8 protein-coding genes are annotated in these 22,590 nt (G+C 40.9%); 1 reads left to right on the top strand and 7 read right to left on the bottom strand.

Annotated features, from left to right (window positions below; genetic code table 11):
- Positions 1-96 precede the first annotated feature (96 nt).
- Positions 97-7,587: a hypothetical protein gene (locus COR50_RS15020; RefSeq protein ID WP_098194740.1), complete on the bottom strand. Its 7,491-nt coding sequence runs from the start codon at positions 7,585-7,587 to the stop codon at positions 97-99.
- A 738-nt stretch (positions 7,588-8,325) separates the two neighbouring features.
- Between COR50_RS15020 and COR50_RS15025 the strand changes: the two genes are divergently transcribed.
- The gene (locus tag COR50_RS15025; RefSeq protein WP_098194741.1) at positions 8,326-8,865 is read left to right on the top strand and encodes a hypothetical protein; all 540 of its coding nucleotides are present in this window, start codon (positions 8,326-8,328) and stop codon (positions 8,863-8,865) included.
- Here COR50_RS15025 and COR50_RS15030 read toward each other — a convergent pair.
- From COR50_RS15030 to COR50_RS15055, 6 genes are read right to left on the bottom strand one after another with little or no spacing between them, the layout of a single operon-like run.
- Positions 8,828-10,159, bottom strand: a complete 1,332-nt coding sequence (locus tag COR50_RS15030; protein WP_098194742.1) for an ATP-binding protein — start codon at positions 10,157-10,159, stop codon at positions 8,828-8,830. The two genes, COR50_RS15025 and COR50_RS15030, sit on opposite strands and share 38 nt — an antisense overlap.
- A gap of 12 nt (positions 10,160-10,171) precedes the next feature.
- Positions 10,172-10,624, bottom strand: coding sequence for a hypothetical protein (locus COR50_RS15035; protein ID WP_098194743.1), 453 nt, complete (start codon positions 10,622-10,624; stop codon positions 10,172-10,174).
- A gap of 30 nt (positions 10,625-10,654) precedes the next feature.
- Positions 10,655-12,004 (bottom strand): contractile injection system tape measure protein, encoded by a 1,350-nt coding sequence (locus COR50_RS15040; RefSeq protein ID WP_098194744.1) that lies wholly within the window; start codon positions 12,002-12,004, stop codon positions 10,655-10,657.
- A 13-nt stretch (positions 12,005-12,017) separates the two neighbouring features.
- A complete protein-coding gene (locus COR50_RS15045; protein ID WP_098194745.1) occupies positions 12,018-16,553 on the bottom strand; it encodes a PKD domain-containing protein in 4,536 nt (1,511 codons plus the stop codon).
- Positions 16,554-16,585: 32 nt separating this feature from the next.
- A complete protein-coding gene (locus COR50_RS15050; protein ID WP_098194746.1) occupies positions 16,586-19,318 on the bottom strand; it encodes a hypothetical protein in 2,733 nt (910 codons plus the stop codon).
- A complete protein-coding gene (locus COR50_RS15055) occupies positions 19,315-22,587 on the bottom strand; it encodes a baseplate J/gp47 family protein (RefSeq protein WP_098194747.1) in 3,273 nt (1,090 codons plus the stop codon). The genes COR50_RS15050 and COR50_RS15055 overlap by 4 nt, the downstream gene beginning before the upstream one ends.
- Between the last annotated feature and the right edge of the window lie 3 nt (positions 22,588-22,590).

The following is a 22,590-nucleotide window of genomic DNA, read 5'->3' on the forward strand; positions in this document are numbered from 1 at the left end:
ATCCTAGTAAACATCTTTATTTTTAAGTGTATTATAATTTACATTATGTTAAATAGAAAAATACTTGTGATTTAGTTACCTTTATATTATAATTTTTTAGCTTTCCTTCAGTATCAAAATATAGATTTCATTGTGGTTAGATTTTGTTTTGGTTATGCTTAGGACAGTAAATCTTTTAGCAAATAGTCTTGAATAATCGGATATCGTGTTTATAAAAATTTCATTTCCAATTTTTATAAGTGTAGCTTTCTTTTCAAGCTCAAGGTTTACATATGCTGCAAAGTCTCCATTTTTCAATTTTTCTAGGTCTAAGACGGACAATGAAAGTGTAGAGGGCCTAAAATGCTCGGATATCTTATAAGGCTGCTCTAACAAGCTAGCTGAAAAAGTATAAACACTTGAATAGTTGAAAGTTCCTATCTTTTGGTAATATAGATGTGGTGAAGCATCGTTAATTTCATCAATGACTTTTACGTATAATATTTTCCCCCACCTACCGAAAAATGGGAGACTACTATATGATAATTCCTTATCGCTATAGTTCTCAATTATTAAGTCATAATATGTATTAAAATTTTTATCATATCCAGCGATTGGTGAATTTGTATTAATATACTTATTTAATGATTTAACCTTGTCTATATTCATCAGGGCAAGCTGTAACATGAAATGCTCTTTCAAATTATTCAAATCGTATTTAGCTTTCTTTTCATCTAATAGTTCAAACATCATCTTATCTAATTGCTTTGATACTTCCCTATATATAGGTATTGCTACAACTTGTGAATATGAATAAGTACCGAATCCTAAACCGTTATTTAAGATGTCATATTTTAGAAGGTTATATTGTAACTCGTTGAACTCGTTTACTCCTAACGGTTCCGGATCTATGTCATTACCGTTCCCATCTTCATATATGCACAAGTTTTTAATTTTATAGAAGGCATTCTCAAACTCAACCTTTTCTACAACATCTAGTGCCGGCCCTATTCCGAATGATATGTACGGGACATTACCTTCGTATTTGTATTTTATCTGTAGGTTAGATATAAACTTATTAGAATCCAAACTCCTATACCCGTACTGCGAGATAAGTTTACTCAAAGGTTTAAGTTTAACTTTCTTACCATCCTTCTCCGTTTCAAACCCTTCAAACAAGAACCTACGTGTCCAAGCAGCGGTACCTGTCACGGTAGCTGTCCTTGTCACCTGGGTATAAGATTTTGCATCTACATCATATTCTTTTATTGAATATGTATAATCTAATATAGGTTCATTCAACGTGGATATGTTTAACCTTCTTCCACCGGGGAGGGTGAAAGCGATGCCTGTCATCAGGTATTCTATAAAGTTCTCCCTTATCTTCAGTAACGATCTAGCAGCATTCCAATCCAAGAACCCTTTGTCAAACTCCTTGATATAATCCTCATTTTCATGGTCGTCTGCAAACTGGGTGTTATCAATACCTGCCGAAAGCATAGACGTATTAACATCATCCGAGAATTTCACCATTTTATTCCCTTCCCTAAGGAAGAATTTACCTAGGCAATTACCCACAGATGCAAGTACCTCTATAGAAGATCTTATATTAGGTACATTGAACAAGTTAACATTTTCGAATGGTATCTTTCCAGCTACTTTCACTACTTCACCTGATCCATTTACAGCTCTTATAGCAGTGTCTATATCGAAGAACTTATCATATAGTAATAATATATTCTGTATGTCGGCGAAATTAGAAGGTATTTGCTGGAGAGATTTGAGAGCCCTAGATCCTTTAGATAAGTAGCCAGCAATAAAGTCTAACTTCTTATATTCCGAGAGAACCTTCAATTGGAATAGTAACTGGTTTTCATCCATCTTATCAGGATCGTAATCTACAATGAAGTTGGTGGATAACGTTTCTTTTGTCAGTTCGAGATCTTGATAAGAATCACTACTTACAGATTCGTTGAAGTACTTCGATGCAAGCGAGTTTATTTGTGTACGCTTAACCCCTGGCTTCAACTCATCATTATTTACTATTTGGTTATACTTTACCTTGTATGATTGACCTCCAAAGTTTTTCATGGCAGCTACCTTTATCTCTGACATTATATTATTTAAGTTCAGCGATGACCTTGGCCTATTGGATAACTCCCTTAGTGAAGGTTGCGTCATGAACAGTGATGCTATATTAGGATCTACCCCCATAGCAATCATGGTAAGAAAGGAATTGATAGTAGCTGAAGATACATTTATAACGTTAAGTATCTGTTCCTTAACGTGGTCGATAGCGGCATTGATAATAGAGTCTAACACCTGGAAAGATGTTATCCTTTTCCTACCCTCTTTCCCATCTTGTAACTCACCGTTCCTATAGATATACCGTGAGAAGCCAGTATAGGTCTTGCCATCTAACTCTATGTGAAAATTCTCTTTTAGCTCCGGGGATTTTTGCTCTTCCTCTTTAAGATCGGTATTGATATCCATCCTGTTAGCACCCATGTAAAGATAAGAAACTATCTTGAACGCATTAGCAGATATACCTGTAGCTATGGCTGCACGGAAGTTATCCTGGTGCATCTCTAGCTCATCTTCCAAGGTGTTCAAGTTACGCTTTGTCCTTATATACGACAAGGCGTCGTCGTTCCATTGTGATACGGCATCCTGGAATGCTTCATCTGATGGGTACATATGCCTTTGTGGCCTAGCAGGTAAAGGCTTACCTGTTTGTTTACGGGCATTGAGATCTGCGAATAAGGAGAATACCGAGCTTTCATCATTTATATCATTGAACATTGCCATGCTGATCGGTGTCATCATGTCATCTATATTCTCGGGTGCAGTGATCGTATCTAGGAAAGTATCTAATATCTCGTTAGATATAGATTCTGATAATAAGTTCTCTACCTTCGGATATAGATCTTTTAATTTGGATAAATTATCATCATCAACTTTGTTCTCCTTCAGCTTCTCTATCTCATCTGCAATCTCTTCTAACCTGGACGCTATATACTCCGGTTGCCCTTCCCTTATCTTTACAGTAGCCCTACCATTGAACTTATAGTTTACCGCTACCCCTTTATATGCTAGCTTCTCCCCCTTGTAGACAATATCATCCTTCGCTACAAATTTATTCACCGTATATAAAGAGTCAATATCGAAGTCTGACCCGTGAAGTAATACCAATTCTTTCGGTGCTATCACTATATTATCTCCATACTTATTCGGATAAAATCCTACTACCTTTAAAGGTACAGCAGAGTGTAACTCTGTAGACGGTATACGGTAGCCTAAGATTGAAGAATATACCGGGTCATTTATCCATGCTATATCCTCGATATTAAGATCCGATGACTTATATATATCCGGGAGATATACCTCCATATAATAGGTATGGATCTTATCCTCATCGAATCCCTCCTCTGTCGAAGACTTACCATTTTCATCTATAAATACTAACCTCGGTTCATGGTATTGCATGTCCCTAATTACAGTAGAACCTGTCGTGCCAAATGATGACTGTAATACAAGCTTGGAACCCTTATGTCTAATCTCTACTGTCCTCTTCGACACGCTCGCTAGGAATGACTGTTGTAGTTTATTAGTGATGTTAGGGAGGTTAAGAGAGATGTCGAGATCATTCATGAACTCTGCATAGCGCTCGTTGCCCGGAACCTTGGATAAAGGTTCAGATACCATCTTCCTAACCTGGTGACGGGCAGCACTATTTATCTGGCCATCGGGGTATACCTTCCTCATCACCGAGGTAAGACCATGTTTATGTGCCAAGGCATTGAGATTCAACATCTTGGATTGTCTTGCGAAGTTCTTGCCGTTAGTATTAACTTGGTATGTTAACTGCGATGGGTTACGTGTCTTAGCATCCGCATCGTGCCTAGGATTCAATTGGTGCCTATAATTATCACTGGATAAAGTAACGATAGAGTCACCGTAGATTTTACCATCGGCTTTCCAGTCTGTAGATTTTGCTGGCCTACCCACTTTAAAAGCAGAATCGAATACCACCTCGTCGACATGGTTACCCGCATCTATTATCCCGTTGACTAACTTCTTGTACCTTTCAGACTCCTTGGTATCGAGCCTGTTATTGATATAATTATCATATAAATCCTGTATCTCTGGATCGGTTGCATATTCCGTGTTTCCAAATGTCATCTGGAACCTTAACTTGGCCAATTCTGGAAATGCCACCGCAAGCTCATTGGTGATCTCGACGGTAGAATATTTTATACCGCGCGCAATACCTTCAGGGTCGATGCCAAAATATACAGGTTTCAGCGTTGAACCTATATTTGCTTCCCTTGAGAACCCTTTCCTAATATTATCTACACGTTCAGGTGTTGCGAAACCTTGCGCATCTGTAAGATCATACTTAGAACCGAACAACCTTTTGAAGCGTCTACCTATTATTGTAGAATTATCTATAAAGTCTGTCAAATCCTTCATCACCGCTACCTTGAATGTCCTCCTCATCCCTGACATGGAGTTTACCCTACCCCCGTAACCTATAGCGAAGGCCATCGACATACGCTTGATCTCATCGTATTGATCTTTATATTGGGCTTCATCACCTGCTACAAGCTGATTCAGGAAGATAGAATTGATGAAGTAGTTGATATAGAAGAGGTGGAAAGTGGGGAAAACTACTTTTTTGAAGATATCCCTGTCCCCCTGTTGTGTCAACTTATCATAGTTGTGAGCCCCTACTATATCTTTTATCTTTATACCCTTGCTATCATAGATCTTAAGTACATTTTCATCTAACCTATTATATTCTTCTAATGATCTTTTTACTTTCCCGAAGCTATCATCTAGTACGGGGTTTAAATCCATGTATCCCTCGAAAGCATCAAGTGCCCTAAGTCTTAAAGCATCATATACTTTACCTATTGCCTCTTCAACTTCTTTATCTGTAGCGGTAGGTTCCAATGCCTTGTCAAGACCTACAAGATAGGTAACCCTATTTTTCACGTTCTTATCGTAATTAGCTATACCTTTAGCCGTGCGGGACATCTCTTGACGTATTACTAGCCCTATGGCTTCCCTCACCTTTTCAGGGGTTAGTACATCCACCTGGGCGGCTAGCATATTCGGCTTATTAGAAATAGTATAGAACTGTTGCAGGTAAGTAAATCCCCTCCTTGTATTCGTAGCCATGAAGTCCACGAAAGAATACTGGAAGTTCCTGTCGAAGAAGTCCCTTGAAAGCTCCTGTGAATATAATATAGGATTCCTTGTAGAGTCTTTCTCCCCTATGCTGTCGTGATCCCTGATAGAGTGAATAGTAGAGATCTTGTTGTCTCCCCCGGAATTGAAGATATTATAATTAAAGATGGTTCCCCTGTTAGATAGGAAACCCCTAGGTATCCCCCCGTTTACCATGGTGTAAAGGGTATCATACCCCTGTGTAGAATTCATATAGAACCACCGGGGCTTCCTATCACCACCTAGGTATGACGTGGATCTACCCATCTGCTTATTACCCTGGGCTATCGTATTGGCTAAGGTCTTGATGTAACCTTTCGAGTCGGATAGCATGTCTTGCGGGGTATAAATAACGGGGGCTTCCGTATCTTCTTCCTTCCCCTTTACCGTACCTATCTTCTTGGACATCTTGATGATGGCATCGAAGATATCTAATACGTGTGCAGCCGTATTCCCTATCATGAATACGGAAGATTGGGCAGTGATCATCCCCAGGTCCTGCATGATATCCTTGGCAAGCTTGATCTTGTTTACATCCTTATTGTTCCTGGATGCTATCTCGTGGCTGTATTCATTATCGAGGATAGAATATTTTCCTGCAAGGATATTTGAAACAGCATTCCTAACGGGGGCGATCGCCGTCTCATCTTCAAATTCCCCGTACTTCCTGGTGATTACCTGTTTACCCTCTTTCCACTCTAATGTATATGAACCGAACATGGGAGCTTTTTTCCTCATAGAGTTAGCAACCATGTAAAGGGAGTTGATAGTATTCGTGGCTTCTTCCTTGGTATATAATAGTTTTATAAGATCGTAAGCTAATTTTGTTTCTAAGTGTATCTTCTCGAAGAAGTTCTCCGTCGTCATCTTCTTACCTGAAGATAGTATAGGACTTATAACGTCGGTACCCCTGACGAAAACATAGTGCCCCCTCTGGTTATCACCTTCCCATCTGAAAGATATACCTTCAGGTAATCTCCTACCCTTATGATCGGAATATACTTCTGTTTTATTTAAAAGATCGGTAAGGGATTTATATATATTATAGTCTACACTGGACTCATCAGCTACCTCTCCCATACCGTTAGATATGAAGTTTCTTCTTATCTGATCCATCTCCTCCCCTACTTCGTTTACTAGGGAGGCATCGTTTAATCTTATATTATTTAAATTTTCTAATAACTTGAGGAAAACATAGCTAGGGTTTACAAGCTCATAATGGTCGTGTACCTTTACCGTTACCGTGGACATGAATTCCTTTACAGACTGTGATGCCTTCTTTAGCGGGTTGATGGTGTCCTGGTTATCTAACCATCCTTCATTTCCAGGAACTGTATCATCGTAGGTATCTGCTGTTACCTGGTCATCTTGTAAGTTTTCATGGTAGTCTTCGTATGAATCGTATGTAAAATCGTATTCCTTGTTGCCCTCCGTAGCATGGTAATACTCTCCCCTCTTGATGAACCTCATATTGGGATAGAAGTCTTTTGTTAGCTCCTCGAACACAGGGTAATGTCCCCTCTTATCCCTATACAAGACGCATTTGTACATCTCGTAATCATATTGTTCCTCTGCTGATAGTTCGGTAACCTGGTTTTTCTTTTCAAGAGTTTCTAGTTCATCTTGGAAATTCCATAGTGTTCGTGTTACAGCTTCTTCCCTCGATGATGGGATGTTGTCAAAATCGATACTTCCATCTTCAAGTTGTATATTTTCCCCGGGATTCATGTATTGGTTAACAAAATCAGCAAAGATATCCTTGGCATTTATATATAGCTTCGTGTTACCGTTGAAATGGTTTTTAACGGAGAGGAGAGGTCGGGAAACATTGAGTTCGTCGGAGCTGACCCTAGTGAAAGCACCTTCATCGATAGCTTCTAGGAACTGGTTTATATTCCTTATGAACGGGGTAGAGAAACCAAGGAAGCGTGCTATCTTCCGAAGTATAGACCTGATAAATGAACCTATTGACTTATCTTTTTCAATAGTTTGATATTTATCAGCTATATATTCATCTACAAATTCCAATTTCTCATCATGTGTCATATAGTACATCTTGGGGTTCTCTTTCTGCAACTCCTTGATGAACCTTTCCCTTTCATTATCGCTGAGGTAACGGTTAAATATATAGTGTGCTACTTCATGTTTAACTACCTGTGTACGCGAGGTTCCATCCGGGGCAGATTGTAAGTATATCATGTTGTCCACAAAATACCCCCATGCCCTCTTGCCTCCAGAGATCTTCATCATCTGTGCTTCATCTACCATCTTAACCCGCTCTTCAATTTGCTGATCAGATAGCCCTGGAAGTAACTGTTTTACTAAACTTCTAGCTTGATAGATATCTATTGGTTCAAATTGGATTGAATTTAACATCTCGTAGTATACGTTTTCACAGCTAAATTTAACATTTATTGTTTGTTTAGACTACATGATTTCTCTCCTCAGCATAGTGTCTTTTAAACCCTGTTAGCAACATTTCTTGAGTAATGACCCACCTGTTTGTTGCCTGAATTTGAACCATAAGCTACTCAATACTGAATTATTATCCCGGAAATAGTACTTGCAGAAAAGTTTTTCAGCGGGTTTTCAATAATCAATTTATTAAGTATAAATACAAGGTTATAATCAATTCCCCTTTTATTTGAGCAAGTTAAAAATGGAAGATTGGATGCAGGGAAGGTAAATTAAACTGTTATTTTTTATCATTGTTGTCTGACGAAAAATGCTTTAAAGGTACTTGAATTCCTTACCTGTTCAAGGATATAAGCGAAGGATGAAACATTCACCCCCCGCCAAGAGAACCGTGGAACTTCGCACCGTTGATAGCGAAGAGTAGTTTGGCCATACAGTAGTAGAAAGGCCGGATCGAGCGATCAAATTGGCGGCCGTAATGGCCAATTTGTGCCCTTTTTTGGTGCCTTTTTTGGGCAAGCAAAAAAGTACAAGAAACGAACAAATGAACATTGAATCGAACTTTTGAGGGATCAAATTGTTCCCCGGTTAAAATTTAGTCGGACAATAATGTTTTTTTATATATTTATATGGTCATTTTCAATTCTTACCAATTTTTCATTGTTCCCTTCATCCTTAATAAATAAAATAGCTGGAATCATGGACTATGAATATTATTTAGAAAAATTTAGAAAATCGGCTGATCAACTAAACAAGGAAATGCTAAAGGAAAAGCATCTTGATATCTATGTTGGCGTTACTTTAAACTCGGTCGTTTTGAAGTTGTATAAAAAAGAATGGACCAATGACAAAATTGACCCGATAAATGCAAAGACAAGAATTTTTTTTGCTATTTGGGTAAATGATGAAACCATAAAACGGAACAAGGTATTTTACAATATTCACGCATTAAAACTCCGGGAATTGAAAGGATATTCAATTACCAGCCGGGACTTTGCGAACAGCTTTAGGGAGGATTTTATGAAATTTAAACAGGATTGGGAAAATGTGAGCGTGAAGTTTGGACCATTAACATTAATGGAAGGTTGGGAACAGTTAGAACATGAAAATCTTGAAAAGCTAATAGTAAAACTTGCGAATAATTTTTCCAGTATAGCGCATTTAATTGATCATACCATAGAAAAATTTGATCGGGCAAAAATCACCAAATCTTCCCCTCCTTCCCGTATTCCCTTTTAATCCCGGCCAATAACATTTCTTGCGTGATGGCCCTGCTATTTGTTGCCAGTGCAAGAAAGCAGGCGTGCTGAACGGCGTTCATAATGCCGGAGCCGGTGAGCTCGTACTTCTTGGCCAGGCTTGTTAGATCAATTTCCCCGGATTTCGGTGCTTTCCCGGGCAGCACTTTTTCCCAAATTTGCATCCTTTCCGCGTTTCCCGGCGCCGGGAAATGTATGATCGAATGAAAGCGTCTCGTAAATGCCTCGTCGATATTGTTCTTGAAATTGGTCGCTAATATTACAAGCCCATTAAATTGTTCTATCCGCTGTAATAAATATGCTGCTTCCTGGTTCGCATATTTATCATGCGCATCCCTAACGTTTGTTCTTTTGCTAAAAAGCGCGTCTCCTTCATCGAAGAATAATATCCAATCTTTTCTTTCTGCTTGGTTAAATAGCGAAGAAAGGTTTTTCTCCGTTTCACCGATATATTTAGAGATGACCATACTCAGGTCTATCCTGAATACCGGTTTGTTCGTCTTTTTGCCGAGCAATGTTGCTGTAAATGTCTTCCCTGTTCCCGGCGGGCCGTAGAACAGCGACCTGTAGCCCGGTTTAAAATGCTGTTCTGCATCCCATTGCGATTGAAAATAATCGTGATGGTCTACCCAGCGGATAATTTCTTCAATTTGCAACTTGGTTTCTTCCGGCAATACGAGGCTATCCCAATCCAACTGGGTATCTAAATGTTGGGCTGGAAAGTTAATGCTTAAGTTAGGTAATGGAAGTTTCCCATTGATAAAATAACTGCTGAGCTCCGCGGCTAGAATCATTTTGCCATTTAAAAAGGGTTCTCCTTCCGCTACATCTTCTAACCAAAGTATCCTTTCCTTTGAAAATAAATGCTGCGGGTTAAATACATGCTGAAATTTGATTCTTTTATCGAGTTCTTGCCCTGCAAGTATAAATAAAGCGGTTTGCCCGGTAGGTAAAAAGTTGCGCCCTGATTTTGCACGAACTCCGCCTAACTGCGGAAAATCGGTAGGAGAATCAATATATGAAGCGAAAATTTCATCGTAAAAGGATGGGTAAATATGCGGGATGAGCGCTAGGAATAGGACCGTTATTTCCTGCTGGTTGAGTTGATGCCGGGCTATAAATTCACCTAAGGGCGACTGTAGTGGCAGTATAAATTCAGGAGATGCTTTCGGCGCCGTTTCCCTTCCCAAATAATGATCCATCCGCTGCTTGATTACATATCGTAAGCAATCTATTACACGGTGGAGCGACGGCAGTATTTCTATTTTACTCATATTTCTAATACTTTATAAATGCTGCCTGATAATAGTAATCCAGTCTTTGTCAATAAAATCAAGGTATGGCAAACCGCAAATTGACATGGCTACCATGATCGCTTGCTCACTTATAAAATGACATTCATCTAAATAATCCTGATCTAGTTGGATGGCTTTTATTGACCGTAAGTATCCTTTCATGATTCGTACAATAGCCCAATGGAAAACAGTGTTGCAGCTAACGCAATCCCATATTTCTAACAGGTTTAGACCATGCTTTTCACCCTGGCTTAACTTTTTGTAACCGGCGCTTTCCATCTCATCCATCGAAGGGATATGAATAAAGTCCCCAACTTCGAGGTAATCCAAATTGCTGCTTTGCATCCGTATCCCGGTCGGTATAGTAACCTGTACCAGCACTTTACAGTTGGGACAAATTACATCGCCTACAAAAAAATCCCTTGCTATATTCGCGCTGTTCATATATGAAAACCGTTTGAAGAAATATAAAAGCTACCTGTTAGCCGAAGACCAATCTACATACAGTAACTGTGCCGTCCATGGGAATTTAACCAGGCTATAGGACCAAGGTATTTGTTCTAACAAAATATCTACAGTATTAGCTTCCACGATTAGTTGGTGATGATTTTGGAGGATCAGCTTCCCCGGTCTTTGCAGGAAGGTTTCCCGCAGCCCTTCAGCCGAAGTATTTTTTAATACTTCCCAATGCGCTATAGCGGCATTTAGCAAGGTAACAGCCTCTTCTTTATCCCGCTCCTTTAACTTAACGAACCGTTCTATAGGTTGCCGAATATGCATGCCACATAAGTATTTTTCAAAAAGCAGTTCCTGCTCGGGGGCATATTCGTTCCCCGTTGCCAGGTAATGCAGTAGATGTACGGCATATACCTGGGATGTTGCATTTGTAAATTGTTCCCCTTCCAATAGTTCTGTTTCTTTGAAATAATATTGGATAAACGGTTGCAATAGTATTAGGCCAGCATTTCCGATAATAAGCCCGCTATCCTGAACGGGGTCATGAACATACTGTTCGAGTATTGCATCGTTGGATAATACCCTATCATTTGCCTCCCTGTTTTCTTGTAATGATTGTTCGGTTTTCATCATGGCATGATGAAGTATGCTGGCGGTACCTATAATTTCTGTCGAAACTTGTATATATTTTTGTATAAAAATCTCTATAAACTGCTGTTGGATTTGTCGCTTAGAAATTGTTGATCCAGGCCTGTCTACCGCTAGTAGCCATTGATTTACTTTGGGAAGGAAGTTCATGCCGCTCAACCATTCTAATAAAGAGATATTGAACTCCCAGCTAAATTGCTTGGAAAGCCTTTCTACGGCTCCTGCATGCGATTGTAAAGCTTCCCATGTCATCGCTTTCCAAGAATGGGAGGCATTCGCTAATTGATCCAATAGAAATGTTTCCGAAAAATAATCTTGCCCCGAATGTGCAAACCATGGCAGGTAGCCGGTTTCCAGGAAATGGCAGAATATTTCCCAATTGCTGTCCTTTAATTCCGGCGTTGCATGGGCTCCCAAGATCGTCCCCAACTGGGAATACGCTGATGGATCCCGGGCTATTGCGTCCAGCATGGCTGTAATAACGGAGCGTGTTAGTACTGCCTGCCAATCATCTAATTTATCGATGTCGAGCACTACGTCTACCCTTTCCAGTCGATGGTAATCCGCTCCCTGTTCATCACATAAACATTTCATTTGCGGCAATAATATATCTTGCAGGTAGGCCGAAACTTCCGTGTAAAAGTGATTGGCTTGCCCGCGATCAGCAACGTTTACTTGTACGTTTACCGCGTGAATAATATGCGATAATTGTGGCTCCATTTACGGTTGTTTTTTATACCGGAAGCGATTTTAATTTATCAAGTATTTCCTTGATCAATTTTTCCAATTCGTTATCTGACCAAGCTTTGCTGGATAAATATTCTTCGATGAAAATACCCAGGACATTCTTGCCGTTAATGCTACCGAATTTTTCTTTAATGCTTTTCGGTATCTCTCCCAGGAATGTTTTCAGTATTGCCATCAGCATCTCCTTACTATTATTGTCAACCTTATCTGTGCATTTAACCAGGTTAATACTTAATTCGATCATCGAGCGGATGATATAAGTAACAATTATCTGATTGATACCATCGCTGAAGTTACTTGCATAACATTCTTTTAATAATGCTATGATTCTCCTGTATAACTTTACTTGATTACTTGGAAGATTGATATCGAATGTGCTGCTATTAACCGCGTTAAGGATATTTTGAGTTTCCGTGACGACCGGTAAGAGTAACTTGTACTCCGCTGTTCCCTGGATGCTATTGAGCGCTTTCAATACCCTGGCAGAACTAAAATATTGCAGGTCTTTAGTTGCCTGCTCTTTGACTAACTGGGAGCAGGTATTGGGCTGTTCGCCTGTTGGTAGTGGTACAGTACCTTGTTTACTACTACCGCATGAGGGGTTTACCACTTCAAGTGTCACCGGTATGCTCTTCAAGCCTTGCGCTATCAAATTTTGGTAATTAAACCGCATTGTAAACGGCAGCTCGTTATTGCTGGAATGTGCCTGGCCATCGCCAAATTTCCAGTGGTAGGTATATCCCGGTAATAATCCAGGGTTGCTCAGGTTGTTAAATGTTGCTTCCAGGAATGGTGAGCCGGGTATCAGGTTGATATTTGTAACGCTGAAATTAGCTGTAAGGCGTTTATACACCGTCACTTGGCAATCCGTGGCTTCCCCGTTCACGGTAAAATGAATGGCAGTGCCGTAATTCGCTACCAGGGACGGATTAAATTGGTATTGGTTATCCCCTATTTTCTCAACAGATTTTTCTTCTGTTGTAGCTTTTACTTCGCCGTTTGTTGGGCTTACAGTAAATGCTACCGGGTTGCTATCATGGCATATAACGTTTACCGGCAAAGAGAGGCTCACGGGGCCGCTAACTTCGTATTGCACGTTGTCTTCGGCGCTATCACTGCAACCGGAATTGATGGCATTCAGCTTGATAGGAATGTTGCCATCTATCTTTAACCTTTTTAATACTTCGCGGTTATAAGTTACCGGTACTACTTCGCGGTTGGTCTTGCGTTCAACCGCCCTGCCGTCGCCAAAGTCCCAATCGTATACAAATTCATCCCCGGAGTCTTCGTTACTTTGATTATGAAATTCGACTTTAAGTTCTTTGTCATTAAGCTCGATTATTTCATATGTAAAGGCTGCTTGCGGGTGCTTATATACGGTGATTTTACAATTGGTTACTTGGTCATCTATCGTAAATGAGATAGGTTGCCCTAATGTTGACGCGGGAACTTTCGCAGGGTTGAAGAATACATTATTGCCTTCAACAGTTATGGTATCTTTTAATGCATCGGTAGTTTTTACAGTGCCGGTCGCCGGCTGTCTTTGAAATAACAGCGGTTCTTCATCGGAACAAGCCGTGGCTTTTGGTAAGCTAAGGTTATATGTTTCCCGGGGCAATATAAATGTCATAGGAGGACAATCGCTACAACATAAATATGGTAACGTGAAATCTGCCACCACGAGGTTATCGGCTAAAGCTGCTTCCTCTTCCCTATTTAACCTGGCACAAATTTCCTTGATATACCGCAAAAGCGTTTTATCAAATTGTTGTTCTTCTAAACTTCCGGTTTTTATCCTATGTTCTTTTTTATAATTGTCAACTTCTTTTTCAAAGTTTATTTTTCCTTGATTGCTGACCAGGTAATAGGCAAATTCTTCAATATCGCTGATGGGGGCGCGCAAATTAAGGGTATCTTCGTTGCCGCGGGCGGCAAAGTTGGTAGCCCTGGTAAAATCGATCCCCTTGTCACGGTATTCGTTAGCATATACAAGCACGAATGTTCCGCCGCGGTGTACGCCGGCCTTATGCTCTAAGCCTGGATGCGCCTTGGCATAATTTGCAAATAACAAACTATCTAATATTTTCTTTTTACGTCTTTGAATTTCTTCCAAGAGACTTTCAAGTTTTTCCGCCGCGCAACAATTGGCTATCAACTGTTGTAGGATAAAGATGTAATAACTTTCAAAGCCGTTCCTTGTATAAGTACTTTTATTGAGGATATTGTCTAACCTGGCCCTTAAGGTTTTGGCATACTTGCATAAAACCTTCATCCTATTGATATACTTACCGAGCAAATCTTCATTAATATCAATAATATCGAAAGGTCTTAATTGTGAAGCTTCCGCTATATTGGCTATTACATAAATGGGCGCTTCATAAACCAGCAATTTTTCATCATCGCTCAATAATGCAAGACGTTCATCACCCGCGGTGGCCTCCTTGAGTTGCATGATGTAGTTCTCCGCAGAATACTTCAATTCATAAGGATTTCCGGCCATATAAATTCCGATCGCTTCATTTTCCACGACCAGGTTATCGTTGACGGTTTTATCTACAACATACACTGTTTTACAGAATGGTTGATCTTTATCAATATTTGTACTCAAACGTGATTTGACACTGGTATCATCCATATTTGTGTTGATGTTTAGGCCGCCGGGGGATTTTTCAGTTCCTGTTTCGAGTGAGTTGATATTGGTATTGATTCTTAGGTGTGCCGTGTTTCCGCCCGTGTTCGGTTCTTCGCTTATCAACCCGAGGCTGCTGTTATTAGCGGCCACCGCCATGTACTGGTAAGGTACGGCGGTGTATAATGTCAACTGCGAATGGAAACCTTTATTGCGGTTGCTATTGAACCCGCTAAAAAACTTAGTCACGCTTGCATATAAACAATTTTGCTCTACCAGGAAGGCTTTCAGTATGGCCTGTAGATCTTCAAACTGGCAATCAAAATCATTGATGTTTATATCTTTTATGTTACCGGATTTATTAATTCTCAATGCTATGATATCAAAGGCGAGGCTGTGTTCATCGCGCGATTTAATGATATTGCTAAAGGCAGTAGCCAGGGGTTGTCCCAGGTGTCCTTCAACCCTGTAAAAATCATTTTTATCTATATCGTATTCCAATGGGTTCAAAGTGCTGTCAATTCCGAACCCGTACTGGTTAGCATGGTAGGATAAGTTATGTTTTTGCAAGCCTTTCCGGGATAGCTGGTAGTTCCAATGATCAATCATTCCAGCTACTTCCTTGAAATAATAAGGAATGGCGCGATGTTCGAGCAGGTGTTTATAGTCTAATGACGGTGTAATACGGATATCGCGGGGCTGGTTAGTAGCCTGGAATCTTTGAATCATACCTATCAACCTTAACCAGAGGCTTTTACTGCGTTTTATTCCATCCCTGCAAGATGTAACTGCCGGGGAAGGATAAAATTCATGGCGGTAAGGCGCCGGAATGCTGCCGGATTTATTGACTTCGCCCAGCATAATATGCTTTGGGAAAGCAAATTTATCCGGGCAACAAATAGGTAAGCAGCCAGACAGTGCAGCTCTTAATTCATTATAAGTAACGATGATATCTTTATAAAAATCATAAACATATTGCGCCAGGTAAATAGGAACCTGGGCTTCCAGTGCTTGGCTCAACTTGTTTATCAAAAGAACTATATTCTGCTGCTGGTTGGCGTCTAAAATGAACTGGTAGGACCCGTACAATTTTTGAATCGCGGCAATCAAGTTAGCAGCGCCCAGTTTCGCCGCGCCGAGATAATCTTTCGCAAGCATCGTGGGATTGGCTGTGTTAGTACTGTTTAATATGATCCTCTTCGCTTTTAATACGGGGAGATCGGTTTGCGATTGCTGCCCCTGATGATAATTTTTATAGATGGAATCAGCGATTTCTTCAGCCGCCGGGTCACGGTTGATTACCTGTTCCATATCTTCTTTTGCCAGGAGTAATACCTTGATATTGGCTATTTGATGTGGCCCCTGGTTATCGCAATCTATCGCGCTGCATTTATCAGGATCTTGTAAATAATATTCTAAATATAACAACGCAACCATATCACCCAGGTTCTGTTGAGTGCCAGCGGTAAATGAAGTTAAAGGTTTAGATTCTAAAGGTAGTTCTCCATGCTCGTCCGGGATAACGAGTTCCCAGAGCGGTATTTGGGCGCCACCGGGCCAAAATGGATCGTAAATGGGATCATTCGTGCCCTTTTTCCGGTTAGAATAGGCTTTGAAATGATGGAAGGTGGTCGGCTCCATCCATAGCAAATCGCCGTCCGTGGTTACGCCGCAACCTTTGCTGATACTTATTGATCGCGGGTTGTTTTCAAAGCTCAATACCAGGCCGCAGACCAATCCTACACCTACAAGGTAGGTACGTGACATCCGGTCTTGGTCTTCAAAATAATGGATAATATCGTTCAATTGTTTCTCGGTGAGTACCTGGTCCTTGCGGAAAGCATGGTAATCCATCGATATTTCTTCCAACATCAAAAATTGATTGGTAGCCATGGTAAATATTATTTTTACTCGTAAAAAACTTGTTATTCATTTTCCGGGGCAACTTCGAGAGAACCTAAGTTCGTTCTACCCAAAATCACGGGGTTTCTATTATCCGTATCGTCATCGCAATCAGCTAGTGTTCCTGTTTCATACACGGTGTATAAATCTTCAAGGAGTTCTATAAATTTTTTCAACTGTGCATCGGGCACTTGTTTCATAGGCTCGGCTCTCTCTATACGTGTTGTAAGCCAAAGTTCGTATTGCTCTTCGAACTCCTTCATCTGGTCGATGCCTATAAAACATATTCTTGGTAATATATGCGCCGGTGTTTCTAAGCGGATCATCCTTTCGGCATATTTCCGGAAATCCTTGTTGCGCAAACGCATGCTATACCCTGGTAAAATAACCGCTATGCGGTAAGAGTACGGATCCAGGGGGCGGCAATAATTCCCATTTACATCTATGCATAAAGGCATAAATGTATCTAGTATCATGCCACCGGGGGGCGTATTATCAGGGCGTAGTAAAATATGCTCCACCACGTACATCCCTTCTAATCTAAATTCATCAGTGAAGTAGGTAATATACCCGTCAATTGCTGTTTCAGCATTGCTAAAGACGCCGCTATCGATCTCTCCCGGTAAAACGGGGAATGTACTGTTTGCCGTAGCGACTACCGCGTCATTGCTATCAACTAAATCTATGCTAACAAGGGACTGATCTGCTGAAAGTGATACACGGTAATTGTCCCTATTACAAGCCAGTATCGAAGCTAAACCCATTTCTTCATAGGCTTCAATTTCCGTGGTATGTATCCCTGTTCCGGAGAAAATGCCGGTTCCTGCCTGGTCGATAATCCAGTTGAATTTTGACAATGGATCGGCCGGTGTTATTTTGAAAATATCGTAATGTAATTGAGATAGTGCTTGTCTTTTATAATGATTGAAGCCTAGCAACCTGGAGATTCTTTTCTCCATACCGCTCACGTTCAGGAGTCGTTGAGCCGGGGTTTTCTTATTATAATAATCCAGCGCATCTCCCCTGTACGTACTCATGTTTTTATAATCGTTATAAAAATTTCTTTTGTGTTGGATGATGGCATGATCATAGTCTTCCCCGTATATCCGGTGTAATAAAAATACGTATTCGTTAAACGCTTCAGAAAATCTGGCCAGGAGATGATCCAGGAATTTATTCTTTCTTTCGACATAATTATCTAACCCGGTTTGTTGCATCAGCCAATCCAGGCTGTTTTCCCAATCCCCGGCATCTTCATAAATATCTTCAATACCCTTGATTCCTTTTACAACATTATTAAAATAACTTCTCTTGATATCGCTATTCGCGCTCAATAATTCTTTTACATTAGCTAATTGCGAGAAATAATTTGCTAAAATTTGATCGAAAAACAGTAGGTATGCTTTCAGTTGTTTGGCCAATGCTTTTCTTTCCGTGGATGCCGTTTCCGGAAGGCCCGCTTGGCTGATGCCGTAAGTTTCCGGCAGGTGATGCTGCATGGTACCGTAATTCGAAATATTTCGATATTTTCCCTGCGGCATGGGTAAATCTTCTATTTCTTTTAATGATTGATCTACTTTAAAAGCATCTTTTAAGCCTTGTAACTTTACTTGTGCTTCCAGTTTTTTAAGCTCTACCGGGATAACATCCTTGTAAAAGTTGATGACGGAATTGGTCATGCAGAGAACCGGCTTATGTCCCGGTTTAACACAAAGCAACCATTCATTTTTACCCAGTATTTGGTTGATATTAAACGGATCCAGTTCATCGCATCCGCAAAAGCCAAATTGCAGGCTTTTTACCAGCTTTACCCCCGGGATTTTCATGATGATTTTAATAATGTCCGACAATCGTACCTGTTCCCGTAATGCTGCGCTTGCTACTTCATCCATATCCACGAAACCTTTTTTGTAAAAGTGTGCTTCATCGGGAATCGGGTTCCCGGTAAGCGGAATATCATAAAAATCGAATTGCGGGCCTTCGAAGATTTCATCCGAAGTTTTGCCTTTAGCCTGCATCTCCTGCAAGGTGTAAAACCGGATCGATGGCGAGAGGTAATTTTCAATGGCATAAATAATCATCGCCCAGGTATCTTCAGGATCTGCCTGGGGTTCTAATTCAATTTCCCCGCATATGACAATTTCCTGCGTCGGTACTTCGCGGATGTTTACTAAGTCCTCGCATAGATTCCGGAAATGCTGATAAATCGATACCACTTTAGATTTGATATCATCCAGGTTGGCGGCATATTCCGGTTCTATATCTAGCAGTATATCGTAAAGCCCATTCAGCTCGAAGGAAAGCTCTTTCCCTGCGATCGGCAATTCATACGCAGCCGCGTATCGTAAGCTGGGTGGTTGCGTATTGTAGTTAGCGATGATGCTTTGCTTGGATTTCTGCAACCATGCATTTTTAACGCCTTCTACCCTGGTAAAGAGTGAACGGTAATCATTGGGCGTCACCGGTGCATTCGGGAAGATATTCAAGGCTGAAAGAAACTGGCGGTGCATCTCCAGCACATTGTCTTTTTCGCTGGCTAGGATATCCTCCATGGGCATATTACAGCGGTACTGTAAATCGGTGATTACCCAGCACAGCAATTCCAAGATGGTGATCCCTGGGTCATGCGTATTATAATCAGTCCAAATTTTACTGGCCAGCTGCTCGATATGCTGCATCCCGGCCTCCCGCAGCCACGCGTAATCTTTTCCCAGGTCGGGACTAATTATTTTGGGTATGGTTAGTGTTTCTTTCATGGACAAACTGGGGGTTGAATAGGCGTTACCTGGTGTGTTTTATAAGTTGTCAATATGGCCCTTGAATTTTCAGCTATGATCATATCCTGGTCTATCGAGCCTATTTTCATATTGTACATTTTGAAATCGGTGATGAAGTCAACATATTTCAAATCTTCTATATATGCAATCACCTTGCTTTTATATAATGTTCCTCCGAATTGAATCGAATTGTGCTCCCCGAAAGCCCAGGGGGCTAAATAATGTTTTAACGCTTCCTGTAAAATCTTGAGATAAGTATTCGGGTCGTACTGGGGATAAAACTTCACTTTGAAGTCGAACTGTATATTTTCAAATTGGGGGTTTTCAGCTTTACAGTCGATATGGAAGCCGATTTTTCCCTGTAGGAAATTTTCAATTTCCGTAAGCATATTTTTGCTGACCCGTGGTTCGTAAATGTTATAGATATTTTTATTCCTGGTGTCCGGGATGGGTATAACCCTTACAAATCCCGGCGCCAGTTCGAAATTACTGGACGTGTGGTTCAGGCATTTTACCTTGTAAATATTCGGGAAATTTTGCAATACCAACCTTTCATAATCCCAAATCATGATAGCGCGGTTTTTATGCCTTAACCTTTCACTGACCCTGGTATAAAATTGCGTATCATTTTCTTCCGGTCTTCCTCCAAAGGAATTAAACGGTTGTTTTAGCTCTTTTACTGCGGACACGCGGTTGATTAATTTACTAATGGTGCCGGCAGGCAGGGCTGTAGATAAATGCGTTAAGTCATTTCCCTGGTTAATAAATCCCGCTTGAACGGTTTGGGCGATGATATCCAGGAATTTACACACTGCATCGTAGGGCATCCCCGGGGGTAATTGTGCCCGTAACCAGGTAAGGTTTCCCGGGAAGAGCGTATTGTTCGTCGTGGTTTCAATAGGCAACTGTAGCTGGATGATTCCGGGTTTGAGGAAGTTATTGGTATCGTTCGCGATGATAAAATCCCTGTTTAAGAGCTTCCATTCATTGTTGCAGAGAACGGACCATTCAAGTGGCGCGCTTTCTTCAAACATCGGCGCTTCGGGGTTTTCGCTCCCTTCGGCAACTTGGCAGAGTAGCCGGATAGATGTTTGCGGGATAGCCCCGCTGATACCTATAAACAAGTTTCCTTCCGATAAATATACCGGTACTGCCGGGATATTTTGCTTGTCTTGCAAAAATTTTGCTTGCTCTTTTAGAAATACATGTTGTTCCGCTTGACCGAATGGCGCTTCATGGAAATATTGAATATTTCTCGATTGATAATTTTCCAGTTTAGAAGAATTAGATTGTATGCCGATATTAAACTCGTTTTCTTCTCCCGCTTCATAATTTAAAGTGATCGAAGCGATCGTCGGCGTATAAGGCTCCTTGGGTATTACAGCGCCTGGAATCCCCATGGCAGCAGAATATAAAACCGGGTATACCGAGTGAAAAAAATCCTGTTGCAGCTGTAAGCGCAAAAAATTATCCTTGGTATTTGCCCCGAAGGCTTGTTGATTGAAATCCGTAATCACGAAACCGGGGTTAAATAAAGGGTAATTGAAAGTGTTATTTACAGGGGAAGATTGTATATAATTTTGTAAATAGGATTTATTACTATTGAACCCGGTAATGAATAATTGCAGCCAGCCATAACTGAGGTTCAGGATACTATTCCCGCCGCCGGGCGTAATTTCCATGGCTCCCGTTGCGAATAGGTTCCTTTCCTGGGCCGTGGACCAGCGGTTGTTCTTGATATATGCGAGGTCCACTTTAAAATAATTATCATTCACAACGATCTCTTGCGCCCCGGAGGCAGTTGATAAGTTATTGCTGCTGTTGACAACGAGATCGTATTTATTCCGGGTGAATTTTTCACCCATATATCGATCCCTATAAGCAGTATAATGATCTGAAAGATTACCCGGCTTATCTTTCCAATCGATGTTTAAGGAGAGCTTTTCCCATTTTTTTTGGAATATTTCGGGGCTGCCGATATAAAAATTCGAACCTTTCTTGGGCATCGGCCCAAAAGGTAGGAAGGCTTTCGCCGGATCAAGTTTTCCCCCGTCATTTTCAATAGTAATTTCCTTCATCCCGCTAACGGCAACATTGATTTTAATTTTCTTGATGCTTGCCTTGCTTAATTCCTTATATGTTTTATAGCCGGCACCAATGCCGGTTTCTAGCAATACCCGTAGCACCGGCCTATCGGTGTTGAAACGTTCTTTATGCAGCGCGGCATCATAAGAGACAATGGCTTTTTCAGCGCTATCGATGACCAGCTCGAAAATTAGCTTCTGTTGCCCGGCAGTTGGTGATTGGACGATATCTAAAGTAGAAGGGGTAATCCAACCCTTTTCGCCCGTGATAAATATTTTTAATTGATCTTCTAAGAAATTAAACCTGCTATAATTAACGCCGGAATTTGGAAAATTAAAATCTATACTAACGGTGATTGTTCGCTGCCCTTCTTTCATCAATAACACCCCGGATGCGATCGCGAATCCCAGTTTAGCATCCGGTAGGCTGATCATCGCGGCGCTATCTTTTTCCAATGGAACATTCTCGAAGCCGAAAGGATACCATGTTGGGTTTTCGGGAAGTAAGGCGGTGCCATTCCCATCCAGGGAATTAGCAACCTCGGCGGATCTCACAAATTGATTATCCTTATGAATAATAGATTTTAAAGCGGATACTTTCGCCGGGTATATTACGGGGTTATCCTTGATGATGTAATTTCGCGGGATGCTTTTACTGTCCTTCCCGGCATCGAGCAAGCAATCATCTTCCAGCCTATGTTCCTTAACATGCTTGGCAAGTTCGAATACGATATGGACTTGATCCATAGCGGGCGCTTGCTTTCGCAATTGTAGTATATTCTTGTAATAGAAATCCAGGTGCTGTTTCGTTAAACTATTCATTTGTTGTTGTGGTTCCTTCATCAACAACAGGAAAGACAGAAACAGGGCGAGGTGGGGTTCAACAGCGGCGCCGTTTTCTTCTTGATTGACGGAAGCAAGGAAATGACTGATTTCTTCTTCAGCCACCATAAAACTCCGCCAGTCACCTTGCGCGTTCAAGTTATTCCCAACATTAAAATAGGCTACCTTGTAGGCATAATACCAGGCAAAGTGCATCCAATCCGCCGTGCTGAAATCATGGATCCGTGCATAAGACGGGTCCAGCGCTTCCAACATCCGTTGGAATTGACTGGTGCCATCGCGTTGTAAGGGGTTCTTGGTTGGACAATTCATTTTGCTCATGGA

It is taken from the genome of Chitinophaga caeni (assembly GCF_002557795.1).
Classification (GTDB): Bacteria; Bacteroidota; Bacteroidia; order Chitinophagales; family Chitinophagaceae; genus Chitinophaga; species Chitinophaga caeni.